General features: G+C 61.7%; 14 protein-coding genes and 2 pseudogenes. 9 read left to right on the forward strand and 7 right to left on the reverse strand.

Translation table 11 applies throughout. The features are described 5' to 3' along the window. Positions 1-3 precede the first annotated feature (3 nt). Positions 4-2,742 carry a TonB-dependent receptor gene (locus ACYVGC_RS07475; RefSeq protein WP_460583188.1) on the reverse strand — a complete coding sequence of 913 codons (2,739 nt, stop codon included), beginning with the start codon at positions 2,740-2,742 and terminating at the stop codon, positions 4-6. Between the two features lie 538 nt (positions 2,743-3,280). On the opposite strand from ACYVGC_RS07475, the gene ACYVGC_RS07480 reads away from it, so the two are divergent. Continuing rightward, the gene (locus ACYVGC_RS07480; protein ID WP_460583189.1) at positions 3,281-3,424 is read left to right on the forward strand and encodes a hypothetical protein; all 144 of its coding nucleotides are present in this window, start codon (positions 3,281-3,283) and stop codon (positions 3,422-3,424) included. 89 nt (positions 3,425-3,513) lie between these two features. Beyond that, positions 3,514-3,675: pseudogene (locus tag ACYVGC_RS07485) on the forward strand (M48 family metalloprotease); the annotation flags it as partial. Here the strand turns inward: ACYVGC_RS07485 and ACYVGC_RS07490 are convergent. After that, entirely contained in the window at positions 3,676-4,434 is a 759-nt protein-coding gene (locus ACYVGC_RS07490) for an ATP-grasp domain-containing protein (RefSeq protein WP_460583190.1), read from the reverse strand. Between the two features lie 467 nt (positions 4,435-4,901). Between ACYVGC_RS07490 and ACYVGC_RS07495 the strand changes: the two genes are divergently transcribed. Both ACYVGC_RS07495 and ACYVGC_RS07500 read left to right on the forward strand, forming a co-directional pair. Continuing rightward, positions 4,902-5,864, forward strand: coding sequence for a tetratricopeptide repeat protein (locus tag ACYVGC_RS07495; protein WP_460583191.1), 963 nt, complete (start codon positions 4,902-4,904; stop codon positions 5,862-5,864). 153 nt (positions 5,865-6,017) lie between these two features. Continuing rightward, positions 6,018-8,351, forward strand: a complete 2,334-nt coding sequence (locus tag ACYVGC_RS07500) for a S9 family peptidase (protein WP_460583192.1) — start codon at positions 6,018-6,020, stop codon at positions 8,349-8,351. Between the two features lie 279 nt (positions 8,352-8,630). On the opposite strand, the gene ACYVGC_RS07505 is transcribed toward ACYVGC_RS07500, so the two are convergent. The 4 genes from ACYVGC_RS07505 to ACYVGC_RS07520 all read right to left on the reverse strand — a co-directional run bounded on the left by ACYVGC_RS07505 (position 8,631) and on the right by ACYVGC_RS07520 (position 13,588). Then, positions 8,631-9,425, reverse strand: coding sequence for a carbonic anhydrase (locus ACYVGC_RS07505; RefSeq protein WP_460583193.1), 795 nt, complete (start codon positions 9,423-9,425; stop codon positions 8,631-8,633). Positions 9,426-9,480: 55 nt separating this feature from the next. After that, the gene (locus ACYVGC_RS07510; RefSeq protein WP_460583194.1) at positions 9,481-11,124 is read right to left on the reverse strand and encodes a SulP family inorganic anion transporter; all 1,644 of its coding nucleotides are present in this window, start codon (positions 11,122-11,124) and stop codon (positions 9,481-9,483) included. A gap of 232 nt (positions 11,125-11,356) precedes the next feature. Further along, positions 11,357-12,757 (reverse strand): sensor histidine kinase, encoded by a 1,401-nt coding sequence (locus ACYVGC_RS07515; RefSeq protein WP_460583195.1) that lies wholly within the window; start codon positions 12,755-12,757, stop codon positions 11,357-11,359. 150 nt (positions 12,758-12,907) lie between these two features. Beyond that, on the reverse strand, positions 12,908-13,588 hold the full coding sequence (locus ACYVGC_RS07520; RefSeq protein ID WP_460583196.1) for a response regulator transcription factor: 681 nt from the start codon (positions 13,586-13,588) through the stop codon (positions 12,908-12,910). Between the two features lie 195 nt (positions 13,589-13,783). Here ACYVGC_RS07520 and ACYVGC_RS07525 point away from each other — a divergent pair, with 195 nt between their 5' ends. From ACYVGC_RS07525 to rplT, 5 genes and pseudogenes are all read left to right on the forward strand, one after another. Further along, on the forward strand, positions 13,784-14,914 hold the full coding sequence (locus tag ACYVGC_RS07525) for a tetratricopeptide repeat protein (RefSeq protein ID WP_460583197.1): 1,131 nt from the start codon (positions 13,784-13,786) through the stop codon (positions 14,912-14,914). 154 nt (positions 14,915-15,068) lie between these two features. Beyond that, positions 15,069-17,006 (forward strand): threonine--tRNA ligase, encoded by a 1,938-nt coding sequence (gene thrS, locus ACYVGC_RS07530; protein WP_460583198.1) that lies wholly within the window; start codon positions 15,069-15,071, stop codon positions 17,004-17,006. A 217-nt stretch (positions 17,007-17,223) separates the two neighbouring features. Beyond that, a pseudogene (infC, locus tag ACYVGC_RS07535) lies at positions 17,224-17,781 on the forward strand (translation initiation factor IF-3); the annotation flags it as partial. Between the two features lie 188 nt (positions 17,782-17,969). Further along, positions 17,970-18,164 (forward strand): 50S ribosomal protein L35, encoded by a 195-nt coding sequence (gene rpmI / locus ACYVGC_RS07540; protein WP_068333789.1) that lies wholly within the window; start codon positions 17,970-17,972, stop codon positions 18,162-18,164. 160 nt (positions 18,165-18,324) lie between these two features. Beyond that, positions 18,325-18,669: a 50S ribosomal protein L20 gene (gene rplT / locus ACYVGC_RS07545; protein WP_283564319.1), complete on the forward strand. Its 345-nt coding sequence runs from the start codon at positions 18,325-18,327 to the stop codon at positions 18,667-18,669. 257 nt (positions 18,670-18,926) lie between these two features. On the opposite strand, the gene ACYVGC_RS07550 is transcribed toward rplT, so the two are convergent. Further along, the gene (locus ACYVGC_RS07550) at positions 18,927-20,186 is read right to left on the reverse strand and encodes an arsenic transporter (protein ID WP_460583199.1); all 1,260 of its coding nucleotides are present in this window, start codon (positions 20,184-20,186) and stop codon (positions 18,927-18,929) included. Positions 20,187-20,205 lie beyond the last annotated feature (19 nt).

The following is a 20,205-nucleotide window of genomic DNA, read 5'->3' on the forward strand; positions in this document are numbered from 1 at the left end:
TAATTAGAAGCGAAAGCGCAGCCCGGCCAGGTAGTAGGCCTTGTACGTCTGGTTGACCACCGATACCCGGTCGGCGCGGTCCTGGTAGGGGAAGGCCGCGGTGGCGGGGCTACCTGCGGCGGCCGGTGCGCCGGGGGCCAGAATATCGACCTGGTAGGGCGTGTTGAGCAGGTTCTGCACCTTCACGTAGGCCGTGATGCCCACGCGCCGCGCGGGCTTGGTGAGGCGCTGCTCGGCCGAAAAGTCGAGCTGCGACTGCGCCCGCTGCCAGTAGTCGAGGCCCAGATACTGGCCTACTTGCACAATGCGCGCCCCCGTATACACGTAGGCCAGCTGCACATCAAGGCCCAGGCGCGGGTTTTTATAGAGCAGCGAGGCATTGCCCACGTGCTTGGCCTGGCCCTGCAGCGCGCGTTTTTGGGGCACCAGCAGGCTGGGGTTGTCGGCGGTGGCGTTGCGGGCCTTGTTGGTGGTGATTTCCGACACCGTGAAGGTGTAGTTGGTGGCCAGGCCCAGCGGCCCGAAGTACTTCACGCCCACCCACTCGAAGCCGTAGTTGGTGGCCGTGCCAAAGTTATCGGGCCGGTACACGGTAATGGTGCTGCTGGGCGGCGTGTACAGGGCGTACTCGATGGGGTTGTTGAGCTTTTTGTAGAACGCGCCCACCATCACCTGGTCGTTGCCGGCCCCAAAAAACTCGTAGCGCAGGTCCAGGTTGTGGGCCTTGGTGCGCAGCAGATAGGGGTTGCCGGCCTCGGGGTACACGTTGCTTTCGCTCACGCTGCCCGCGTTGTTGTGGGGTGTCAGCTCAAAAAAGCTGGGCCGGCTGATACTTCCGAAGTACGATGCCCGCAGGTTTTGGCGCGCCGACAGGGCGTAGCGCAGGTGCAGGCTGGGCAGGAAATCGGTGTAGAGCTGGCGGCCCTTGTAGGCCTCCTGCGTAATGGGTAAGCTGGTGAGGTACTGCTGGTTGGTATGCTCGGCGCGCACGCCGCCCAGTATTTCCCAGCTGCCGCGCACCAGCCGCAGCTGGCCGTAGCCGGCGCTTATTTTCTCGGTGGCCGAGTAGTTGTTGTTGCCCACATAAATGCCCTGCGGGTTGAACACGGTGTAGGTTTCCGAACTAATATCCTGCTCATTAACAGCTGGTTGGCCCGAGGCGCGCAGCTGGTAGCTCAGGTAGTGGTTGGCGCGGTCCTTGTCGCGGTAGAGGCCGCCCGCGCCCAGCTCCAGGCCCTCGGCCAGGGTATATTTCAGGTTGAGATAAGCGGCCTTGTCCTGGTCGGTATTGTCGAGCCAGATGCGGCTCACGTCCTGGTAGCGGTTGCCGGCGGTGGTCAGCTTGAGGTCCTGCTCGGCCACGTCGGGCACGTTGTTGCTGGCCCGCGAGTACACCAGCGACCAGCTGGCCGATAGCTGGCTGGTGAGCTGGTGCTCGCCTTGCAGCGTGCCGTTGGCAATGCCCTGGCGCTGCAGGCGCGTGCGCAGGCGGCGGTCCACGTCGGGGCGGGCGTTGCCTTTATAGGTGGTGTCGGTTTCGAAGCGGGCCTGGGCCTCATCGAGCTGCAGGTAGGCCCCGTAAAAGCGCAGCGTGTTGCGGGCATCGAGGCGGTAGTCGAGCTTGGCATTCAGGCCCAGGCGCTCCTGGCGCGTCGAGTACTGCTGCACGTGCAGCGTGCGCAGCACGGGGTAGTTGTCCTGGGTGATGCCCGTTTCGTAAAAATACCCGTCCGAGCCGCGGGTCTGGGCCTGGTACGAGCCGGCCAGCAGCACGCCCAGGCGCTGGTCTTTGCCGTAGCGGCTGCCAAAGGTGAGGTTGCCGAGCAGGTTGGGCCGGGCCGTTTTATTGGTAAATTTCGCCCACGGAAAATCGCTGGTCTGGGCCTGGTAATCAGCGCCGTTGCGCGCCGCCGGAGCCTCCCGGCTCACCGCGCCCCGGTCGAAGCTCAGCAGCGAGCGGCCCGCAAACAGCTGGCCGTAGCCCGTGCCCAGCTGCCCGGTGAGGGTGCGCTCGGCGGGGGCATCCTTCATCACCAGGTTTACCACGCCGCCAATGGCGTCGCCTTCCATGCTGGGCGTCAGGGCTTTGGTTACTTCCAGGCGCTGCAGCAGGTCGGCCGGAAAAATGTCGAGCGGCACGTAGCGGTTGTAGGGGTCGGGGCTGGGAATCTTGATGCCGTTGACCAGCGTGTAGTTGTAGCGCTTGTCCATGCCCCGCACCAGGGCGTAGCGGCCGTCGCCGTTGGTGCCGCGCTCCAGCGTCACGCCCGACACCCGCTGCAGCACGTTGGCCACCTGAATATCAGGCGCTACCTGCATGGCCTGCGCCGACACCACGTTGACGATGCTGGGGGCCACCTGCTCTACGCGGCGGGCCGTGTTTTCGCCCTCGGGGTCGCGGCGGCCCTGCACCACCACTTCGGCCAGGTCGTTATTTTTGTCGCGCAGGCGCAGGCTCAGCGTCTGGTCGGGCTGGGCAGCTGTGAGGCTAATATGCTGGTTGATAGTTTGGTAGCTCACAAACTGGCCCACCAGCTCGTATTCGCCCGCCGGCACATTGCGCAGGCTAAACGTGCCATCGAGCTGCACCTGCCCGTTGTGACTGGTGCCTTGCAGGTACACCACCGCGCCCACCAGCGGCTCGCCGGTGCGGGCATCCAGCACGCGCCCCCTGATGGTGCCCGCCAGCGTAGCAACCGGCAATAACAGCAGGCCCAAAAAAACCGAGTAGTGACGACGCATTAATAGCAGGGTAAGGGTAGCAGCTTTGCCGGTGCAAAAGTCCAGCCCCGCCCACGCGGCCACCAAGCCCGCCGTGTTACCAAATTGCCGCCGCCCCTCCGCGCCAAAGCCCGCCAGGTACCTTAAAATAAAATTTTAAGCAGAAAATAAGCCTCAGCAAGCCTGTTTAATTGCATTAATCCAGTGAGTTTGCCATTTTGTTAGCTCGGGTAGCTGCAACGTAACATTAGCGTAGCAAGTAAGCACTTTTATTAGTTAATTACTTGTAAGTAAAATATTTATGCTTATTTTAAAGCTCACCACTAGCTGCTCCGCTAGCCTTTTGGTGCGTTGCGGCATTAGGCATTATACGGGTGCGCATTTGAAGCGCCCAGGCAACCGCCGACCCGTTGTGACAAACCCCAAATAGCTAAATTCAAAGCAAATGCATAGTGCCTCCTTTTAGTATTCTGGCGTGCCAGACTAACCCTTGCGTAGCTCCTGCATAAGCGGGTTCAAGTCACTCTTTTCGGTCATTGCCGACCATGCCACTCCCTTTATGAAAAAACAATTTCTCACGCTGGCAGTGTGTCTGGCAGTTGGCGCGTATTCGACCGCGCAGGCCCAGTTTAAACTCAATTCCGGCAGCCTTGGCGCAGGCCTCAAAGCGGCCACCCTCAGCGACCAGCAAGTGGTGGAATAACCAAGGAATACGTGGCCCCGGCCAGCCACCCGCTGGCCCAGCGCCTGCAAAAGCTGGTGGCCGGCCGCGGCACCTACGATGGCCTGACGATGAACTACAAGGTGTACCAGGTGAAGGCCGTGAATGCCTTTGCTTGCGCCGATGGGAGCGTGCGCGTATTCGCCGGCCTCCTGGAGCTGATGAGCGACCAGGAGGTGCTCGGCGTTATCGGCCACGAGATTCCGGGCGTTGGGCACTGGCGGGTAGCGGCGTTAGCGGGTAAACTGGTAGGGGTCGGGCTGCCCCATCAGCTCGTGCCAGCGGGCGCTGATGAGCTTGGCGTAGCGCAGGGCATTGAGTCCGTAGTGGCCCAGGGCGAAGCCATCGTTGCACTCCACCACCAGGGTGCGGCCATCCGCCGTTACGCCGAAATCGATGCTGCGCCTGGCGGGCTTGGTCGTCCAGGCGGCCAGCGCGGCGCGCACCACGGCGGGGTCTGGAAAAAGGTCCCAGCGGCCGCAGTAGCCGCGCAGGTCGTAGAGCTGGCCATGGCGCACAAACCCTCGCCACTCCGCTTCAAACGCCACCACTTCCGAGCAGCTAACGGGCTGGTCGTAATTCTGAAAAGCGGTGTCCTGCAAGTCGTGGGCCGTGCACACCACGCGCCCCGTGAAGCCTTTCTGCGCCGTAGACTTCACAAAAACGGGCCACGTGTCGGGCTGGTTGGCCACCTGCGAAAGCACGGTGGGCCAGATGCGCCGGCCGTAAAAAGCGGCTAGCTCGGCCGGATAATCAAGGGTAGGCGGCGGCGGCAGGCCCAGCTGCGCAAAGGCGTACTTCGCATCGCGGATATACCCCACCACTATATCACCCGGTCCTAACTGGGCCTGCAACTCGGGTAGCGTGTCGAAAAACCGTACGTCGCAGCCCAGCTCCTGAAAACCGGCCACCGCGGCGTAGGCATTTTCGGTAGCCGGAATGCGCAGGCCCAGTACCTGGTCGAAGCGGGTATGAATGTGGACCGTAAACATTGCTTAATTATAAATACAAAGTATTGATAGTAAAGTAGTTATTTCAAAAATACTGCAAAAATACCTTCTTGAGATTCCTCGCCGCTCCTGCCCTGGTTAGCAATTTTTGCGGGTTGGGCTAAGGTAGGGCAGCATAAAGTCTTTTTTCAAACGGAAGAGGTGAGCGGCTTTCGCCAGGGCGTGTAGGGTAAGCCTTCGCTTGCGGGCAGTGAGGCTAATTATTGTGTGTAGTTGATTTATAATATGTTGTGAGCTCTTGCTGGCAAGCTAAAGCTCATCTTTTGCTCCAGCTGCGGAAGTCCTAAAAAGAACGTTCTGGTACGTCCTTGCCGGGCGTGAGCGTGGTGATGGTGGTGCCCCGGCGGGGCCTGCGCATACTTTTAGGCCGTTCTTCGTAGGCTATTTCGCAGCCGGCAGCGTTACGCGATAGGCTGCCCGCGCAGCAGTTACCGGCCCTCTTTTTACCCATGTCCCGTTCCCGCCTTTGTTTTGTGCTGCTGGCTGCGTTGGCTACCGGGGTGGCGGGCGGCTTGCAGGCGGCGCGGGCCCAAAAAACCACTACTTCGCAGGCCTCGCTGCCGGCCATGCCCGCCGCCGCCGAGTTGGGCACCCGCCCCAAGGCCACCGCCAATGCCTCGCAGGCGCCCGACTCGGTGGCCCTGCGCCAGCACCTCACCCAGGCCACGGCGCTGCAAAGCCAGTTCAAGGATTCGGAGGCGCTGGCCGAGTACCAAGCGGTGCTCAAACTGCAACCCCAGCACTACGAAAGCCTGTGGCGGGCCGCCGTGCTCAGCGTGATTATCGGCAACCGCTACTCCGACGAAACCCGCAAAAAGGCCTATTTTGAGGCCGCCCACCAATACGCTGACCGGGCGCTGGCCAGCCAGCCCGAGGGCGGCGAAAGCAACTATGCCATGGCCCTGGCCCTGTTTAGCGAGGCCGGCCTCACCAGCGCCCGCGACCGCCTGCGGCTGTTTAAGGAGCTGCGCCCGCACGTGTACCTGGCCGCCGAGCGCCGCCCCGACCTGCCCGAGGCCTGGCAGCTGCTGGGCCGTTGGTACTACCGCGTGGCCCACTACAACGTGCTCGAAAAAACGTTTTCGCGCATTTTCCTGGGCGGCTATCCGCAGGGCGCCACGTCGAAAAAAGCCATTGATGCGCTCGAAAAAGCCCACCAGCTTGACCCCGCCCGCATTCAGTATTACTATGACCTGGCACGCATGTACAAGTACCAGGGCCGCCGCCGCCAGGCCGTAGCCATTTTGCAGGAAGCCATCCGCCTGCCCACCTACACGAGCGAGGAGCTAACCATGAACCGCCTGTGCCAGCAAATGCTGCCGCCTCTGCTGCGCGCCAAAACCCGCCGCGACCGCCAGCACGCCAAGTGGTATGAGCAGCTGCGGCCCGATACCGGCGCGGCCGGTAAGTAAGTTATTATTTGTCAAATAGTTGTGCTTGAGTTAATCGGGTTGGAATCTCGCGCCTCCAGCGGCCCCTCCGGGGGCATTGCCCCGTTCCGGCCTTCTGTTTGATGCTACCTTGCGGCCACCACTTCCTTCGCCTTTTTTAATCTGTTTTTGTCAATGCCTATGCGCCAATATGTGCCGGTCCTCGTCACGGCCGCAACCTTTTTTGCTACGGTGGCCCTGGCCCAGCAGCGGCCCATGCGCACCGCGCAGGACTACGCCCGCGCCGAGCGCTTTATGGGCTACAACACCCAAGCGCTGGTAGACCACAGCGCCGGCCCGCCCACCTGGCTGCCCGGCAACCGCTTTTGGTACCGCGTGCTCACGGCCCAGGGCAGCGAGTTTGTGCTCGTGGACCCGGCCCGCAAAACCCGCACCCCGGCCTTTGACCACGCCAAGCTGGCCGCCGCGCTCTCCACAGCCAGCGGCAAAGCCTACGCCGCCAATAAGTTGCCGTTCCGGGATTTCACGTTTTCACCCGACGAAAAGTCGGTTTCCTTCGCCGCCGCTGATAAAAGCTGGCGCTACGACCTGGGCAGCGGCCAAGTGAGCCCCGACACCGCACCCGCCGCCCAGCCCAATCCCAACGCCCGCAACGAAGTCGCGTCGCCCAACGGCCAGCTCGCCGCCTACATCAAGGACTATAACCTGTGGGTGCGCAATACGCAAACCAACCAAACCACCCAGCTCACCACCGACGGCGCCCAGGACTACGGCTACGCCACCGACAACGCCGGCTGGACCCACAGCGACCAGGCCATTCTGCGCTGGTCGCCCGACTCGCGCAAAATCGCCACCTTCCGCCAAGACCAGCGTCAGGTGGGCGATATGTACCTGGTAACCACCAACATCGGCCATCCCACGCTGAAAGCCTGGAAATACCCGCTGCCCGGCGACAAGGACATCGCCATGATTGAGCGGGTCATCATCGAGGTCGATAATCCCAAAGTGGTGCGTCTGCAAGTGGCCCCCGACCCGCACCGCGGCTCGCTCTCGGATGATATTTCGAGCAGCGGCACCTTCGACGATGTGGACTGGAGCGCCGACGGCCGCCAGCTGGCGTTCGTATCGACCTCGCGCGACCACAAGGAGGAGAAAATGCGTGTGGCCGACGCCGCCACCGGCGCGGTGCGCGAGGTGTTTTCCGAAACCGTGGCCACACAGTACGAGTCGGGCCAGAAGAGCATCAACTGGCATTATTTACCCAAGAGCAAGGAAGTTATCTGGTATTCGGAGCGCGACGACTGGGGCCACCTGTACCTCTACGACGCCACTACGGGCAAGGCTAAGCAGCAGATTACCAAGGGCAACTGGGTGGTGACGCAGCTGCTGAAAGTGGACGAGGCCAAGCGCCAGCTCTACTTCCTGGCCGACGGCCGCGAGCCGGGCAACCCGTATTTCACGCACCTCTACCGCATCGGGCTCGATGGCAAAAACCTGACGCTGCTCACGCCCGAGCCCGGCAATCACCAGGTAACGTTCGCGCCCTCGGGCCGCTACTTCGTCGATACCTACTCGCAGCCCGACAAGCCGGGTGCCACGGTGCTGCGTGCCGCCGATGGCAAGCTGGTTTCGACCCTGGAGAAAACCGATATCGCGCGCCTCACCGCCACCGGCTGGAAGGCGCCCACGCCCATCACGGTGAAAGCTCAGGACGGCCAGCTTGACCTCTACGGGCTGATGTTCACCCCCAGCACCCTGGACCCCAATCAGAAGTACCCCATTATCAACTACATATACCCCGGCCCACAGGGCGGCGGTGTGGGTAGCTGGTCGTTTTCGGCGGCCCGCAGCGACCACCAGGCACTGGCCGAGCTGGGCTTTGTGGTGGTGGTGATTGAGGGCAGCTGCAACCCGCTGCGCTCCAAAAGCTACCACGATGCCTGCTACGGCAACATGGCCGAAAACACGCTGTCGGACCAGGTGACCGGGATGCGGCAGCTGGCGCAAAAGTACCCGTACATCGACCTGGAGCGGGCCGGTATCTGGGGGCATTCGGGCGGCGGCTACGCCACGGCGGCGGCCATGTTCCGCTACCCCGATTTCTTCAAAGTGGGCATCTCCGAATCGGGCAACCACGAAAACCGCAACTACGAAGACGACTGGGCCGAGCGCTACCTCGGCCTGCTCAAAACCAACCCCGACGGCACCACCAACTACGACAACCAGGCCAACGCCACCTTCGCTAAGAACCTCAAAGGCAAGCTGATGCTGGCCCACGGCCTGATGGACGACAACGTGCCGCCCTCCAATACGCTGCTAGTGGTGGAGGCTCTCACCAAAGCCAACAAGAGCTACGACCTGGTGGTATTCCCTAACGCGGCCCACGGCTACGGCGGCTACTCGCCCTACATGACCCGCCGCCGCTGGGACTACTTCGTGCAAAACCTGGCCGGCGCCGAGCCGCCCCACGACTACCAAATGACGCCGACCCCCGACCCGCGCAATTAACATAAATTGTTGAAAGACAAATATTTATGAATTAGGGAAAAGACGTTTGTCATTGCGAGCGCAACGCAGTGGAGCGCGGCAATCGCATCCGAACGTAATCGGTGGTGTACCGTTCTGGGGCGATTACCGCGCTCCACTGCGTTGCGCTCGCAATGACAAACGGTTTGCGTTAGTCCTGCTTCTTTTCCGCTGGGCCAGCGTAGGAATGAATGATGGCAACCAAAAAGGGGGCTGACTACCGCGGTAGTCAGCCCCCTTTTTTTAATTAATGCAGGAAAATTAGGCCGTGAGCAGCTCCTCGGCTGGCACCTGGCTGGGGTCATGCTGCGGGCCATCGTAGTGGCTGGATTCGGCGCTGGCGCTGGGCTCGGCGGGCGCGGATGTACTAGCTACCAGCGGCTTCGACTCGGTGCTGTAGATGTGGGCCATGCTGTGCATTTCTCCTTTGCCGTTCACGTCCAGGTCTTTGAGTACGCCGTCGGCAATGTCATATACGAGGCCGTGCAGGCGGGGCGGGTTGTCGCTGCGCATGGCGTTCTGGATGATGTTGGTTTTGGCCAGGTTGCGCACCTGTTCCATCACGTTGAGCTCCACGAGACGGCGCAGGCGCTTGTCGCCGTCGGGGATGCGCAGCAGCTCGGTTTCGTGCAGTCGCACCACATCGCGGATGTTCACCAACCAATTGTCAATCAGGCCATACTGCTTGTTGGCGGCCGCCGCGGCCACGCCGCCGCAGCCGTAGTGGCCCACCACCAGAATGTCGCGTACGCCCAGTACTTCCACCGCGTATTGCAATACGCTGAGCAGGTTCATGTCACTGTGTACCACCAGGTTGGCAATGTTGCGGTGCACAAACATCTCGCCCGGACCGGTACCCGTAATTCCCGAAGCCGGCACCCGCGAGTCGGAGCAGCCAATGAACAGGTAGCTAGGCTTCTGGCCGTTGGCCAGCTTGTTGAAAAAATCGGGGTCGGCAGCTTTCTTTTCGGCCACCCAGCGGCGGTTGTTCGCTAAAATTTCTTGCATGCCCCCCGAGTGGTCAGCTGCTTGGTTGTGGTTTGAACGAACGCTCATAAATTAGTAAGAAGAGTGAGTAGTAGCGGAAAGAGTTGAAAGATAGATGTTAAGCTTAATGCCCCAGCAGCGTGACCGGCGCAATGCCGCGCAGCTCCAGGTCAATACCCCGGGCCGGGGCCGCCTGCCGAAAGGCCTCGATGGCCTCCAGCACGTCGTGGTCGATAACGTCGGAGCGGGTGCCGTCGAGTAGCACGCGGCTGCCGGTGGGCAGCTGCTCCAGGGTGGTCACGATGCTGGCTTTATTGAGAAACGACACGTGCTCGGGCAGGCGCAGGTGCAACAGCGCGCCTGCCTCATCGTCGTCGGTGGCCGCGACGTCGCGTCGCAGGTAGGAGCCGGCCTTGGCGTTGTCCTTCAAAATGAAGAAGAAGCCGATAACCAGCCCAATGCTCACGCCCTTAAGCAAATCGGTGAAGAGCACGGCCGCGATGGTGATGATAAATGGCCCAAACTGCGCCCAGCCCAGCCGCCACTGCTGGCGGTAGAGCGCCGGCTTGGTCAGCTTGAAGCCTACCAGCAGCAGCACCGCCGCCAGCGCCGCCAGCGGAATCAGATTCAGTACCGAGCCCAAAAACAACAGGCTCACGAGCAAGAAGATACCGTGAATAAATGCCGCCAGCTTGGTTTGCCCGCCCGCCGCGATATTGGCCGATGAGCGCACGATAACCGCCGTGAGCGGCAGCCCACCCAGCAAGCCGCTCACCAGGTTGCCGGCGCCCTGGGCCAGCAGCTCGCGGTTGGGGGGCGTGTGGCGCTTCTGCGGGTCGAGGTTGTCCACGGCCTCCACGCTCAGCAGCGTTTCGAGCGAAGCCACGATGGCAATGGTAAACGCCACACCGTAGGTGGCAGGCTGGCGCAGGGCGTTGAAGTCGGGAAACGTCATGGCCCCCGCGAGCTGGCTCAGCGACGAGAGCACCGGTAGCTTCACTAGGTGCTCGGGGCGCACCTGCCAGGCGGGGGCAGTGGCGCGCAGCAGCTGGTTGAGGCCCACTGCTACCAGCACCGTTACCAGCGCGCCCGGCACCAGCCGCGCCCAGGGTTGCCGGCGCACCGGGGCCGTGTCCCAGAGCAGTAGCAAACCCAGCGACACCGCGCCCACCAGCACCGAGCCGGGGCTCAGGCCCTTGGCCGCTGCCCCGATGGCCGAGAAGGTGTTCAGGCCATTGAACTGCAAAAAGTCCATATCCTCGAAGTAGTCTGTGTCGGCCCCGAGAAAATGGGGTATCTGCTTCATTATTAAGATGATACCAATGGCTGCCAACATGCCGCGGATAACCGCCGCCGGAAAGTACAGCGCAATAATGCCCGCCCGCGCCACGCCCAGTATCAGCTGAATAACGCCCGCCACCACCGTGGCCGCCAGCACCGCCGGCCACGAGCCCAGCGTGGCAATGGCCGACACCATCACCACTGTGAGGCCCGCCGCCGGCCCGCTCACGCTCACCGCCGAGCCGCTGAGCACGCTCACCAGCAGCCCTCCCACAATGCCCGACACCAGCCCCGCCAGCAGCGGCGCGCCCGATGCCAGCGAAATGCCCAGGCACAGCGGCAGCGCCACTAAAAACACCACCAGCCCCGCCGGCGCATCCTGCCCAATCGCACTAAATGGCCCCGGCGTAGGCGTGGGGGCAGCAGTTCTGGCCGCTGGCACTACGGGTGTACCGGTGCGCGCGGGAGAAGAACTTACGTGGGGCATAACAGCGGCGCTAAAAAGTGAGAAAAAGCCCCGCGCCGAATGTGGGCCCGGTCTTTCCCGCACAAGAATAGGCGCGGCTGATTAAGATGAAGTTAAAGTGAAATTAAAAAGAAATTAAAGTGGCTAATCTGCTTGCAATCAGTTGCCAATGACTAGTAAAAAGTAGCCGCTGGCAACAGCCGGCCAGCCAGCGCTAGACTGTGCCAGCTAACGGACCCGTGCTCCGCGCAACCTAAGCTCCGGCACTGGTGGGCCACTCCAACCGCACCTGGGTGCCCTGGCCGGGCTCGCTGGCCACGCGCACCACGCCGCCGTGCAGGGCCATTATCTGGGCCGTGAGGGGCAGCCCGATGCCGTGGCCTGGCAGCCCCCGCACCGACGCGGCCCGAAAAAACGGCACGAATACCTGCTGCAAGTCGGCCGCTTGCAGGCCGGGGCCGTGGTCCTGCACCAGCAGGCGCAGGTGGCCGGCCGCGAGCAGCAGCGTGGCCAGCACCGGCTTGGTGGCCCCGGCCGAGTACTTGCAGGCATTGTCGAGCACGTTGAGGATGGCGGCCAGCAGCAGAGCCTCGTTGCCGCGCACGTTGGGCACGGTGTCGTCGCCCAACTCCAGGTCGACGCGGCAGGTGGGGTAGCGGCGCAGTATCTGCTCGTGGGCTTGCAGCAGCAGCTCATCCACCCGCACGGGGGCCATGGGTACCTGCGAGGCATCGCCCGAGGCGCGGGCTATTTGCAGCAGGCCGTTGGTGAGGCTGCTGAGCTGGCGGGCCGCGTCGAGGGTGCTTTGCAGGGTGCGGCGGTAGTCGGCGGGCGGGCGCTCGGCGGGCAACAGCGCCACTTCCAGCTCGCCAATGAGGGCGGTGAGGGGCGTGCGCAGCTCGTGCGAGGCGTCGCGCACAAACGTGCGCTGCCCCACAAACGCCGATTCGAGCCGGTCGAGCAAGCGGTTGAAGCGTTGCGCCAGGTGGCCCAGCTCGTCGGCCCGGCCCTTGGCCTGGGTGAGGCGGTGGCTGAGGTCGGTGGCCGTAATGCCATCCACTTCGCTCACCATGCGGCGCAGGGGGCGCAGGGCCTGCCCGGCCAGCAGCCAGGCCCCCCCACTCATCACGAGGCCCGCTGCCAGCAAACCCAGCGCCAGCACTTGGCGCAGGCCGTGCAGCTGGCGGCGGCCATCCTCATCCACGGAGGAGGTTACGATTACCAGTGGGCCCAGGCGCGCATCGTGGTAGAGCAGGCCCACCGTTTCGTGGTAGTTGGCCTCGGGCTCCAAGATGGCGCGGCCCTGGCGGCGCACCTCGGCCAGCCAGGCGGCGGGCAGGGCCGTAGCGGGCGGCCGCTGGCCCTCCCGAAACACCAGCCGCCCGGCGGCGTCGTACACCCGGCCTTCCTCGGCGGGCAGCGTGCGGTAAAGCTGGCGCAAATACTGCCGGTACGAAGCTTGGTGGGTGCTATCGGGCCGAGCCTGGCCATCGGCGTAGGCGTGGCCCACCACCATTGCCCGCTTAAAAAGGCTTTGCGTAAACTCTTCGCGCCGAGCTTGTTGCGTTACAAAGTAAATGGCCAGCGCAAACAGCACTAGCGTAATCACTAGAATGGCCCCAAACTGGGCCGCCAGCCGCAGGCGAATGGACATCTTTTTCAGTTAACAGTTAGTAGTGCGCAAAAAAACGTCATGCAGACCGCAGGGAAGCATCTCGCGTGCAGCAGTAAGTCAATCGTGCGGATAAAGCGAGTGCGATACTTGCCTGCGGTCTGCATGACGTTCGCCTGCTTATCTTCCCGGCTAGCCATTAATCCGCAGCGCGTAGCCCATGCCCACCAGCGTATGAATGAGCTTGGGCTCGAAGCCCTTGTCCAGTTTCTTGCGTAAAAAATTGATATACACGTCGATAACGTTGGAGCCGGTATCAAAGCTCAAATCCCAGACGTGCTCCAGCAAATCGGCGCGGCTCACCACGCGGCCCTGGTGGCGCAGTAGGTATTCGAGCAGGGCAAACTCGCGGGCCGTGAGCTGCACGGGCTGGCCAGCGCGCTCCACGCGCTTGGTGCCGGGGTCGAGGCTGAGGTCGGCTAAGCGCAGCACGGCGGCGGGGGCGGGGGCTTCGGTGCGCCGCCGCACCAAGGCCCGGATGCGGGCCAGCAATTCACTGAAAGCAAAGGGTTTAACCAGGTAGTCATCGGCCCCGGCGTCGAGGCCGCGGATTTTGTCATCCGTTTCGCCCAGCGCCGTGAGCATCAGAATAGGCACGCCGGGGTCGTGGGCGCGCACCTGCCGGCACACCTCCAGGCCGCTGAGGCCGGGCAGCATCTGGTCCAGAATCAGGCAGTCGTACTGCGTGCTTTGGGCGTGGTGCAAACCCAGCAGGCCATCGGCGGCCAGGTCCACGGTGTAGTCCTGCTCGGTGAGGCCTTGGTGCAGGAAGGCGGCCACCGAGGGCTCGTCTTCAACAAGGAGAATTTTCATAAGGCTAAGACGACGAGGATAAAGCTAAAATGGCGGCCGGGTAGGAGCGGGGCTGCACCAACGCGGGCTACCCGGCCCCGCGAGTGGCCAAGCTGCAAAAGTCCCCCAGCCGGGCCCAACTTCCCGCAAAACACCGGCCGCCTCCCGGCCGGCGCTACTTTTGCGGGCGTGTTTACCCTGCCGCCTTGCCTGCTTATGTCCCGTCGGCTGCTTCCTTCCCTGGCCCTGCTGCTGGCCGCTTGCCAGGGCGCGCCCACCGAGCGCCCCGATACCCTCGTAAACCTGGCCACCGTGCAAAGCGGCCCCCGCGTGCAGGCCGATGAGCTCGACGGCGCCATCCGGCAGCAGCCCGACAACACCGACCTGCTGGCCCGCCGCGCCACCCTGCGCCTGGCGGCCGGCCAGCCCATTGCCGCCCTGCACGACGTGGAAACCGCTCTGGCCGCCGATGACCAGAACGGTGACCTCTACTTCCTGCAAGCCCGCGCCCTGCGCGCCCTCGGCCGCCTCCCCCAGGCCCTGGCCGCCGCCCGCCAAGCCGCCGACAACGGCTTCAGCTCGCCCGAGTTGCCGCTGCTCGAAGGCGAAACCCACTTGGCCGCTCGGCAGTACGCCGCCGCCCTCACCAGCCTCGACCGCACCCTGCGCCTCGACCCCGACCAGCCGGCTGCCCTTTTTTACAAAGGCCTAGCCTACGCCGCCACCGCCGACACCGCCCAGGCCCTCGACTACCTGCAAGCGGCCCGCGCCCGCGACCCCCGCCAGCCCGAAATTCTGCACCAGCTGGCCTTTTTGCTCAACGCCTACCGGGTGCCCGAAGAAGCCGCCACCTACGCCGCCCAGGGCCTGCGCCTCGACTCCACTTCCGGCGCGCTGCACTACGACTACGGCCGGCAACTCGAATTGCTGGGCCGCCCCGACAGCGCCCTGCGCTACTACCGCCGCGCCCTAGTCCTCGATACCACCCAGTACCGGGCCGATTACCGCCTAGCCATGGCCGCCAGCACCCACGGCCAGCGCCCGGCCGCCGTTATTCCGCACTTGCAGCGCGCCCTGCGCCGCAACCCCCGCCTGCCCGGGGCCCGTATCGTGCTGGCCGAAGCCCTCGAAGCCCAGTACCGCGTGCCCGAAGCCCTACGCCAGTTTCGCCTGTTGGTAGCCGAAAACCCCGGCAACCAGCACTGGACCTATAAGGTGTGGAAAACCGCCGAGCAGGCCCGCCTACTGCTGCCCGACAGCCTGCGCCCGGCGCGGACATACTACCCCCGGCCCGCCGCCCCCCCAGTAGCGCGGCCCCAGCCCATCGAGCCGCTTGCCCCGCGCTAGCGGTAAAGGAGCGTGAATGGGACCAAGGTGGATACGCTGAGGCCAGGAATCACCCCGCCCGGTGGCCCCCTTACGCATTTACTCCCTTACTCATTTACTCTTGCCGTAACTTGCGCCTGCTATGCGCTCACCGCAAGCAATAGCCTACCTAGTTATGCTCCAAATTACCCTCCCCGACGGCTCCGTGCGCCCGGTTGAAGCCGGCTCTACGGGCTACGACCTCGCCGCCAGCATCAGCGAAGGCCTCGCCCGCAACGCCTTGGCTGTCAAAGTAAACGGCGAAATTCGCGACCTGCACCGCCCCCTCACCGAAGACGCGGCCCTCGAAATTCTCACCTGGAACGACGCCGGCGGCAAGCAGGCCTACTGGCACTCCTCGGCCCACCTCATGGCCGAAGCCCTGGAATTGCTGTACCCCGGCGTGAAGCTGGCCATCGGCCCCGCCATCGAAAACGGCTTCTACTACGACGTAGACCTGGGTGAAGGCCGCACCATTTCCAGCGACGACTTCCCGGCCATCGAGAAGAAAATGCTCGAACTAGCCAAGAACAAAAGCAAGTTCGAGCGCCGCGAAGTGGGTAAGGCTGAGGCCATTGCCTACTTCACCGAAAAGCAGGACCCCTACAAGCTGGAGCTACTCGAAAACCTGGCCGATGGCAACATCACGTTCTATTCGCAGGGTAACTTCACCGACCTTTGCCGCGGCCCGCACATCCCCGACACGGGTACCATCAAGGCGGCCAAAATCATGAACGTGGCCGGCGCCTACTGGCGCGGCGACGAGAAAAACAAGCAGCTCACCCGCCTCTACGGCATCACCTTCCCCAAGGCCAAGGACCTCACCGAGTACCTCGAAAAGCTCGAAGAAGCCAAGCGCCGCGACCACCGCAAGCTGGGCAAGGAGCTGGAGCTATTCGCCTTCTCCGAGAAGGTGGGCGCGGGCCTGCCGCTGTGGCTGCCAAAGGGCACGGCCCTGCGTGAGAACCTCGAGCAATTTCTGCGTAAAGCCCAGGTAAAAGCTGGTTACCAGCCAGTTGTGACGCCTCACATTGGCGCCAAGGAGCTGTACGTGACTAGCGGTCACTACGAGAAATACGGGGCCGATTCCTTCCAGCCCATCAAGACGCCCAACCCCGGCGAGGAGTTTTTCCTCAAGCCGATGAACTGCCCCCACCACTGCGAAATCTACCGCACCAAGCCCCGCAGCTACCGCGACCTACCCGTGCGCCTCGCCGAGTTTGGCACCGTGTACCGCTACGAGCAGAGCGGCGAGCTGCACGGCCTCACCCGTGTGCGCGGCTTTACCCAGGACGATGCGCACATTTTCTGCCGCCCCGACCAGGTAGTGGAGGAGTTCAAGAAAGTAGTGGACCTGGTGCTCTATGTGTTCAAAGCCCTGGGCTTCACCGAGTTCACGGCCCAGATTTCCCTGCGCGACCCGGAGAACAAGACCAAGTACATCGGCACCGACGAGAACTGGGCCATTGCCGAAAGCGCCATCATCCAAGCGGCCGCCGAAAAGGGCCTGACCACCGTTACCGAGCTGGGCGAAGCGGCCTTCTACGGCCCCAAACTCGACTTTATGGTGCGCGATGCTTTGGGCCGCCGCTGGCAGCTAGGCACGGTGCAGGTCGATTACAACTTGCCCGAACGCTTTGACCTGGAGTACGTTGCGCCCGACAATACTAAGCAGCGCCCCGTTATGATTCACCGGGCCCCATTTGGCTCGTTGGAGCGCTTCGTGGCCGTGCTCATCGAGCACACCGCCGGTAATTTTCCGCTCTGGCTCTCACCCGAGCAGTTCATTGTGCTGCCCATCTCCGACAAGTTTGCCGACTACGCCTACGAAGTCAAAGGCCGCCTCGAAGCCGCTGGCCTGCGCGGCACCGTCGATGCCCGCGACGAGCGCATCGGCCGCAAAATCCGCGACGCCGAAATTGCCAAAACGCCTTATCTACTGGTAGTTGGCGAAAAAGAAGTGCAGGACGGCATCGTCAGTGTGCGCCGCCACGGCGAAGGCGACCTGGGCTCCATGCCCATCGACAGCTTCATCCAGAGCGTCAACAGCCAGGTAGCCGAGGCCATGGGGTAAGTTTAAGGGTTAATGGTCAGGGAGTAAGGAGTAATAACAGGTCTGTTTCAGGCCGTTGTTACCACTCAATCCTTGACCATTACCTACTAATTTGCCCTGGCATTTTGATTTGCCAGTAAAAAGTCGGATATTTGCCCCCCGAACGACTGGCCTTTGCGGCTGGCTGTTCGTTGCCTTTCAATTATTACCGCCACACTTTAGCAGGAGGACTTTAGCCATAGCTACCCCTAATCGTCGGTACGTGCCCCGCCAGCAGGTGGAGGAGCCGTTCAAAATCAATCAGAAAATCACCGCCCGCGAGGTTCGCCTGGTGGGGGATAATGTCGAGCAGGGTATTTACCCCACCGACCAGGCCCGCAAAATGGCCCAGGACCAAAACCTGGACCTGGTGGAGATTTCGCCCACGGCCGTGCCGCCCGTTTGCCGCGTCATCGACTACTCGAAATTCAAGTACGAGCAGAAGAAGAAAACCCGCGAGCTGAAGGCCAAGCAGACCAAAGTGGTGCTCAAGGAAATCCGCTTCGGCCCCAACACCGATGACCACGACTTCGACTTCAAGCTCAAGCACGCGCAGGAGTTTTTGAAGGAAGGCGCCAAAATCAAAGCGTACGTTCACTTTGTGGGTCGTAGCATCGTCTTCAAAGAGCGGGGTGAAATCTTGCTGCTCAAATTTGCCCAGGCTCTCGAAGAACTGGCCAAAGTAGAGCAGCTCCCCAAGCTGGAAGGCAAGCGCATGTTCCTCTACCTGGCCCCAAAGGCCGCCGTAGTGGCCAAAGCTGCCCCCAAGCCAGCTGCCGTCCCCGAAAAAGACAAAGCGCCCAAGGCCCCCAAAGAAGCAGCCAAGCCTGCTCAGGAGCCCGCCGCCGCTGCCGAATAGCTTAACCCCGTTTGTTGATGGCTGCCGCTGCCGGTCGAGTAACCCGTTCAGCGTCAGTACCTAACAATCAATAATCAACCACAACCATGCCTAAAGTAAAAACCAAGTCGGGTGCCAAAAAGCGTTTCAAGCTGACCGGTACCGGCAAAGTGAAGCGCAAGCACGCCTTCAAGTCGCACATTCTGACCAAGAAGAGCACCAAGCGTAAGCGCGCCCTCACCCATAGCGGCCTCGTTAGTTCGGCCGACATGAACCGCGTAAGCCAGATGCTCAACATCTGATTTGGGCTTAAGACGAAGGAACGGAAAATTGCCTTTTCACCAAGTGCATAATCTGATTCCTCACGCTTAATTCTTCATTCTAAATTTTATCACCAGGTTTCCGGCTGCCTCACAAGATTCCGCTAACGCGGAGCGCCGGCTACCAAAAACAACTTAGGTTATGCCAAGGAGTGTAAATCACGTGGCCTCGCGCCACCGCCGTAAGAAAATCATGCGTCTTGCCAAAGGCTACTATGGCCGCCGCAAGAACGTATGGACCGTTGCGAAAAACGCCGTCGAAAAGGGTTTGCTTTATGCCTACCGCGACCGTAAAGTAAAGAAGCGTGAGTTTCGCTCACTCTGGATTCAGCGTATCAACGCTGGTGCCCGTGAGCACGGCCTGTCGTACTCGCAGCTGATGGGCGGCTTGAAAAAGGCTGGCATCGAGCTCAACCGCAAAGTACTAGCCGACCTGGCCCTGAACCATCCCGCCGCTTTTGCTGGCATCGTGGAGAAAGCGAAGTAAGTACTACTCCATCTTGAGGAGTAATTGCTTAATCATAAAAAAACGCCTGCCTTTTCATAAGGGCAGGCGTTTTTTGCATTTGGTTAGTTGAAAATTAGCGCTTATACATACGTATAATTCTGACGTCCATCTGCTTTTGGTAACCTTCATTACTAGGGCTGAACACGTATTTCTACACGCCGGGCCAGCCAAATCTACCGATTACGATTAACAGCAGGGAACTAGCAGAGATGTGAGGCTAGCCAAAACGCGGCGAATTAGTGCGGTAATAAAAAGAGCGACCCAATTGCTAGTAGTAGCGGTATGGTCATTACTAGCGCACCTAGTTTGAGGAACTGCCAGGCACCTACTTCGATATTTTCGCGCCGGAGCGCTGTCAGCCACAAAATAGTGGCCAGCGAACCCGTTACGGAGAGGTTGGGACCCAGGTCAATGCCAATTAGCATGGCGCTCTTAATCGTTTCCGACAAGTGGGCATTTTGCAGTACGTTGCCCGTAATCAGGCCCGCGGGCAGATTGTTCATCACGTTGCAGAGCAGCGCCACGCCTACGCCGCTGGCCCAGGCCGTTTTGGTGGCCGATTGCTCGGCTCCGGTATTGAGCAAGGAGGTGAGCCACTTGGTCACGCCCGTTTTGTTGAGTGCTTCCACCAATACGAATAGTCCGGCTACTAGCGGGAGTACCGACCAAGACACGCTTTTTATAATCTTAACCGGGCTTTTGCGCGCGGTAAAGAGTACGATAATGGCCGTAAGCGTGCCCGTGATGGCGGTGGGCAGACCCAGCGGTGAGTCGAGGGCCGAGGCTACTAATAGCGCTACCGCCGTAATCCCGATGCCCGCCAAGGCTACCTTGCCCCCGCGTTCGAGCGTGGGAATGTCAATGTCTTGCTCAATGTCCTGACTCAATTCCGCTTTCTGAGTGCGCAGCAATAGAAAATAGGTCGTCACAATGGAAACGGCCGCCGGCAATAGATAACGCGGCAACCAAACCAACAGCGGCGGCATATGCGCGCCGTAAATAACCAGGTTGGCCGGGTTGGAGATGGGCAGCACGAAGGAAGCGGCGTTGGCAATAAACGCGCAAATGAACAGGTATGACAGCGGGTTTTTTACCTTGGCGGCCCGCACAGCGCTGGCTACGGCGGGCGTAAGCACCACCGCCGTCGCATCGTTGGAGAGGAACGTGGTAACTACCACACCCACCAGGTAAATGAGGAGAAACAGCCGCTGCGCCGAACCCTGAGCCAGTCGGGTAGCGTGAGCAGCCAGCCAGTCGAAAAGCTTTTCCTCGCGGGCCGTTTCGGCCAGTAGCATCATGCCCGTCAGAAAGAGGTACACGTCTAGGCCTTTTACCACGCCTGCTATGCCCTCGGCGGGTGTCAGAAGTTGGAAAAGCAGGAGTAGAACCGCCCCACTCACCGCCCACACGTATTCGGGTACTTTAAAAGGCCTCGTGATGACCAGCGCAATGGAAACCACCGAAATAGCCCAGATTGTGGTTGTACTTGTTTCCATCTCGTCGATACTCGCAGGC

The organism is Hymenobacter arcticus (assembly GCF_054779975.1).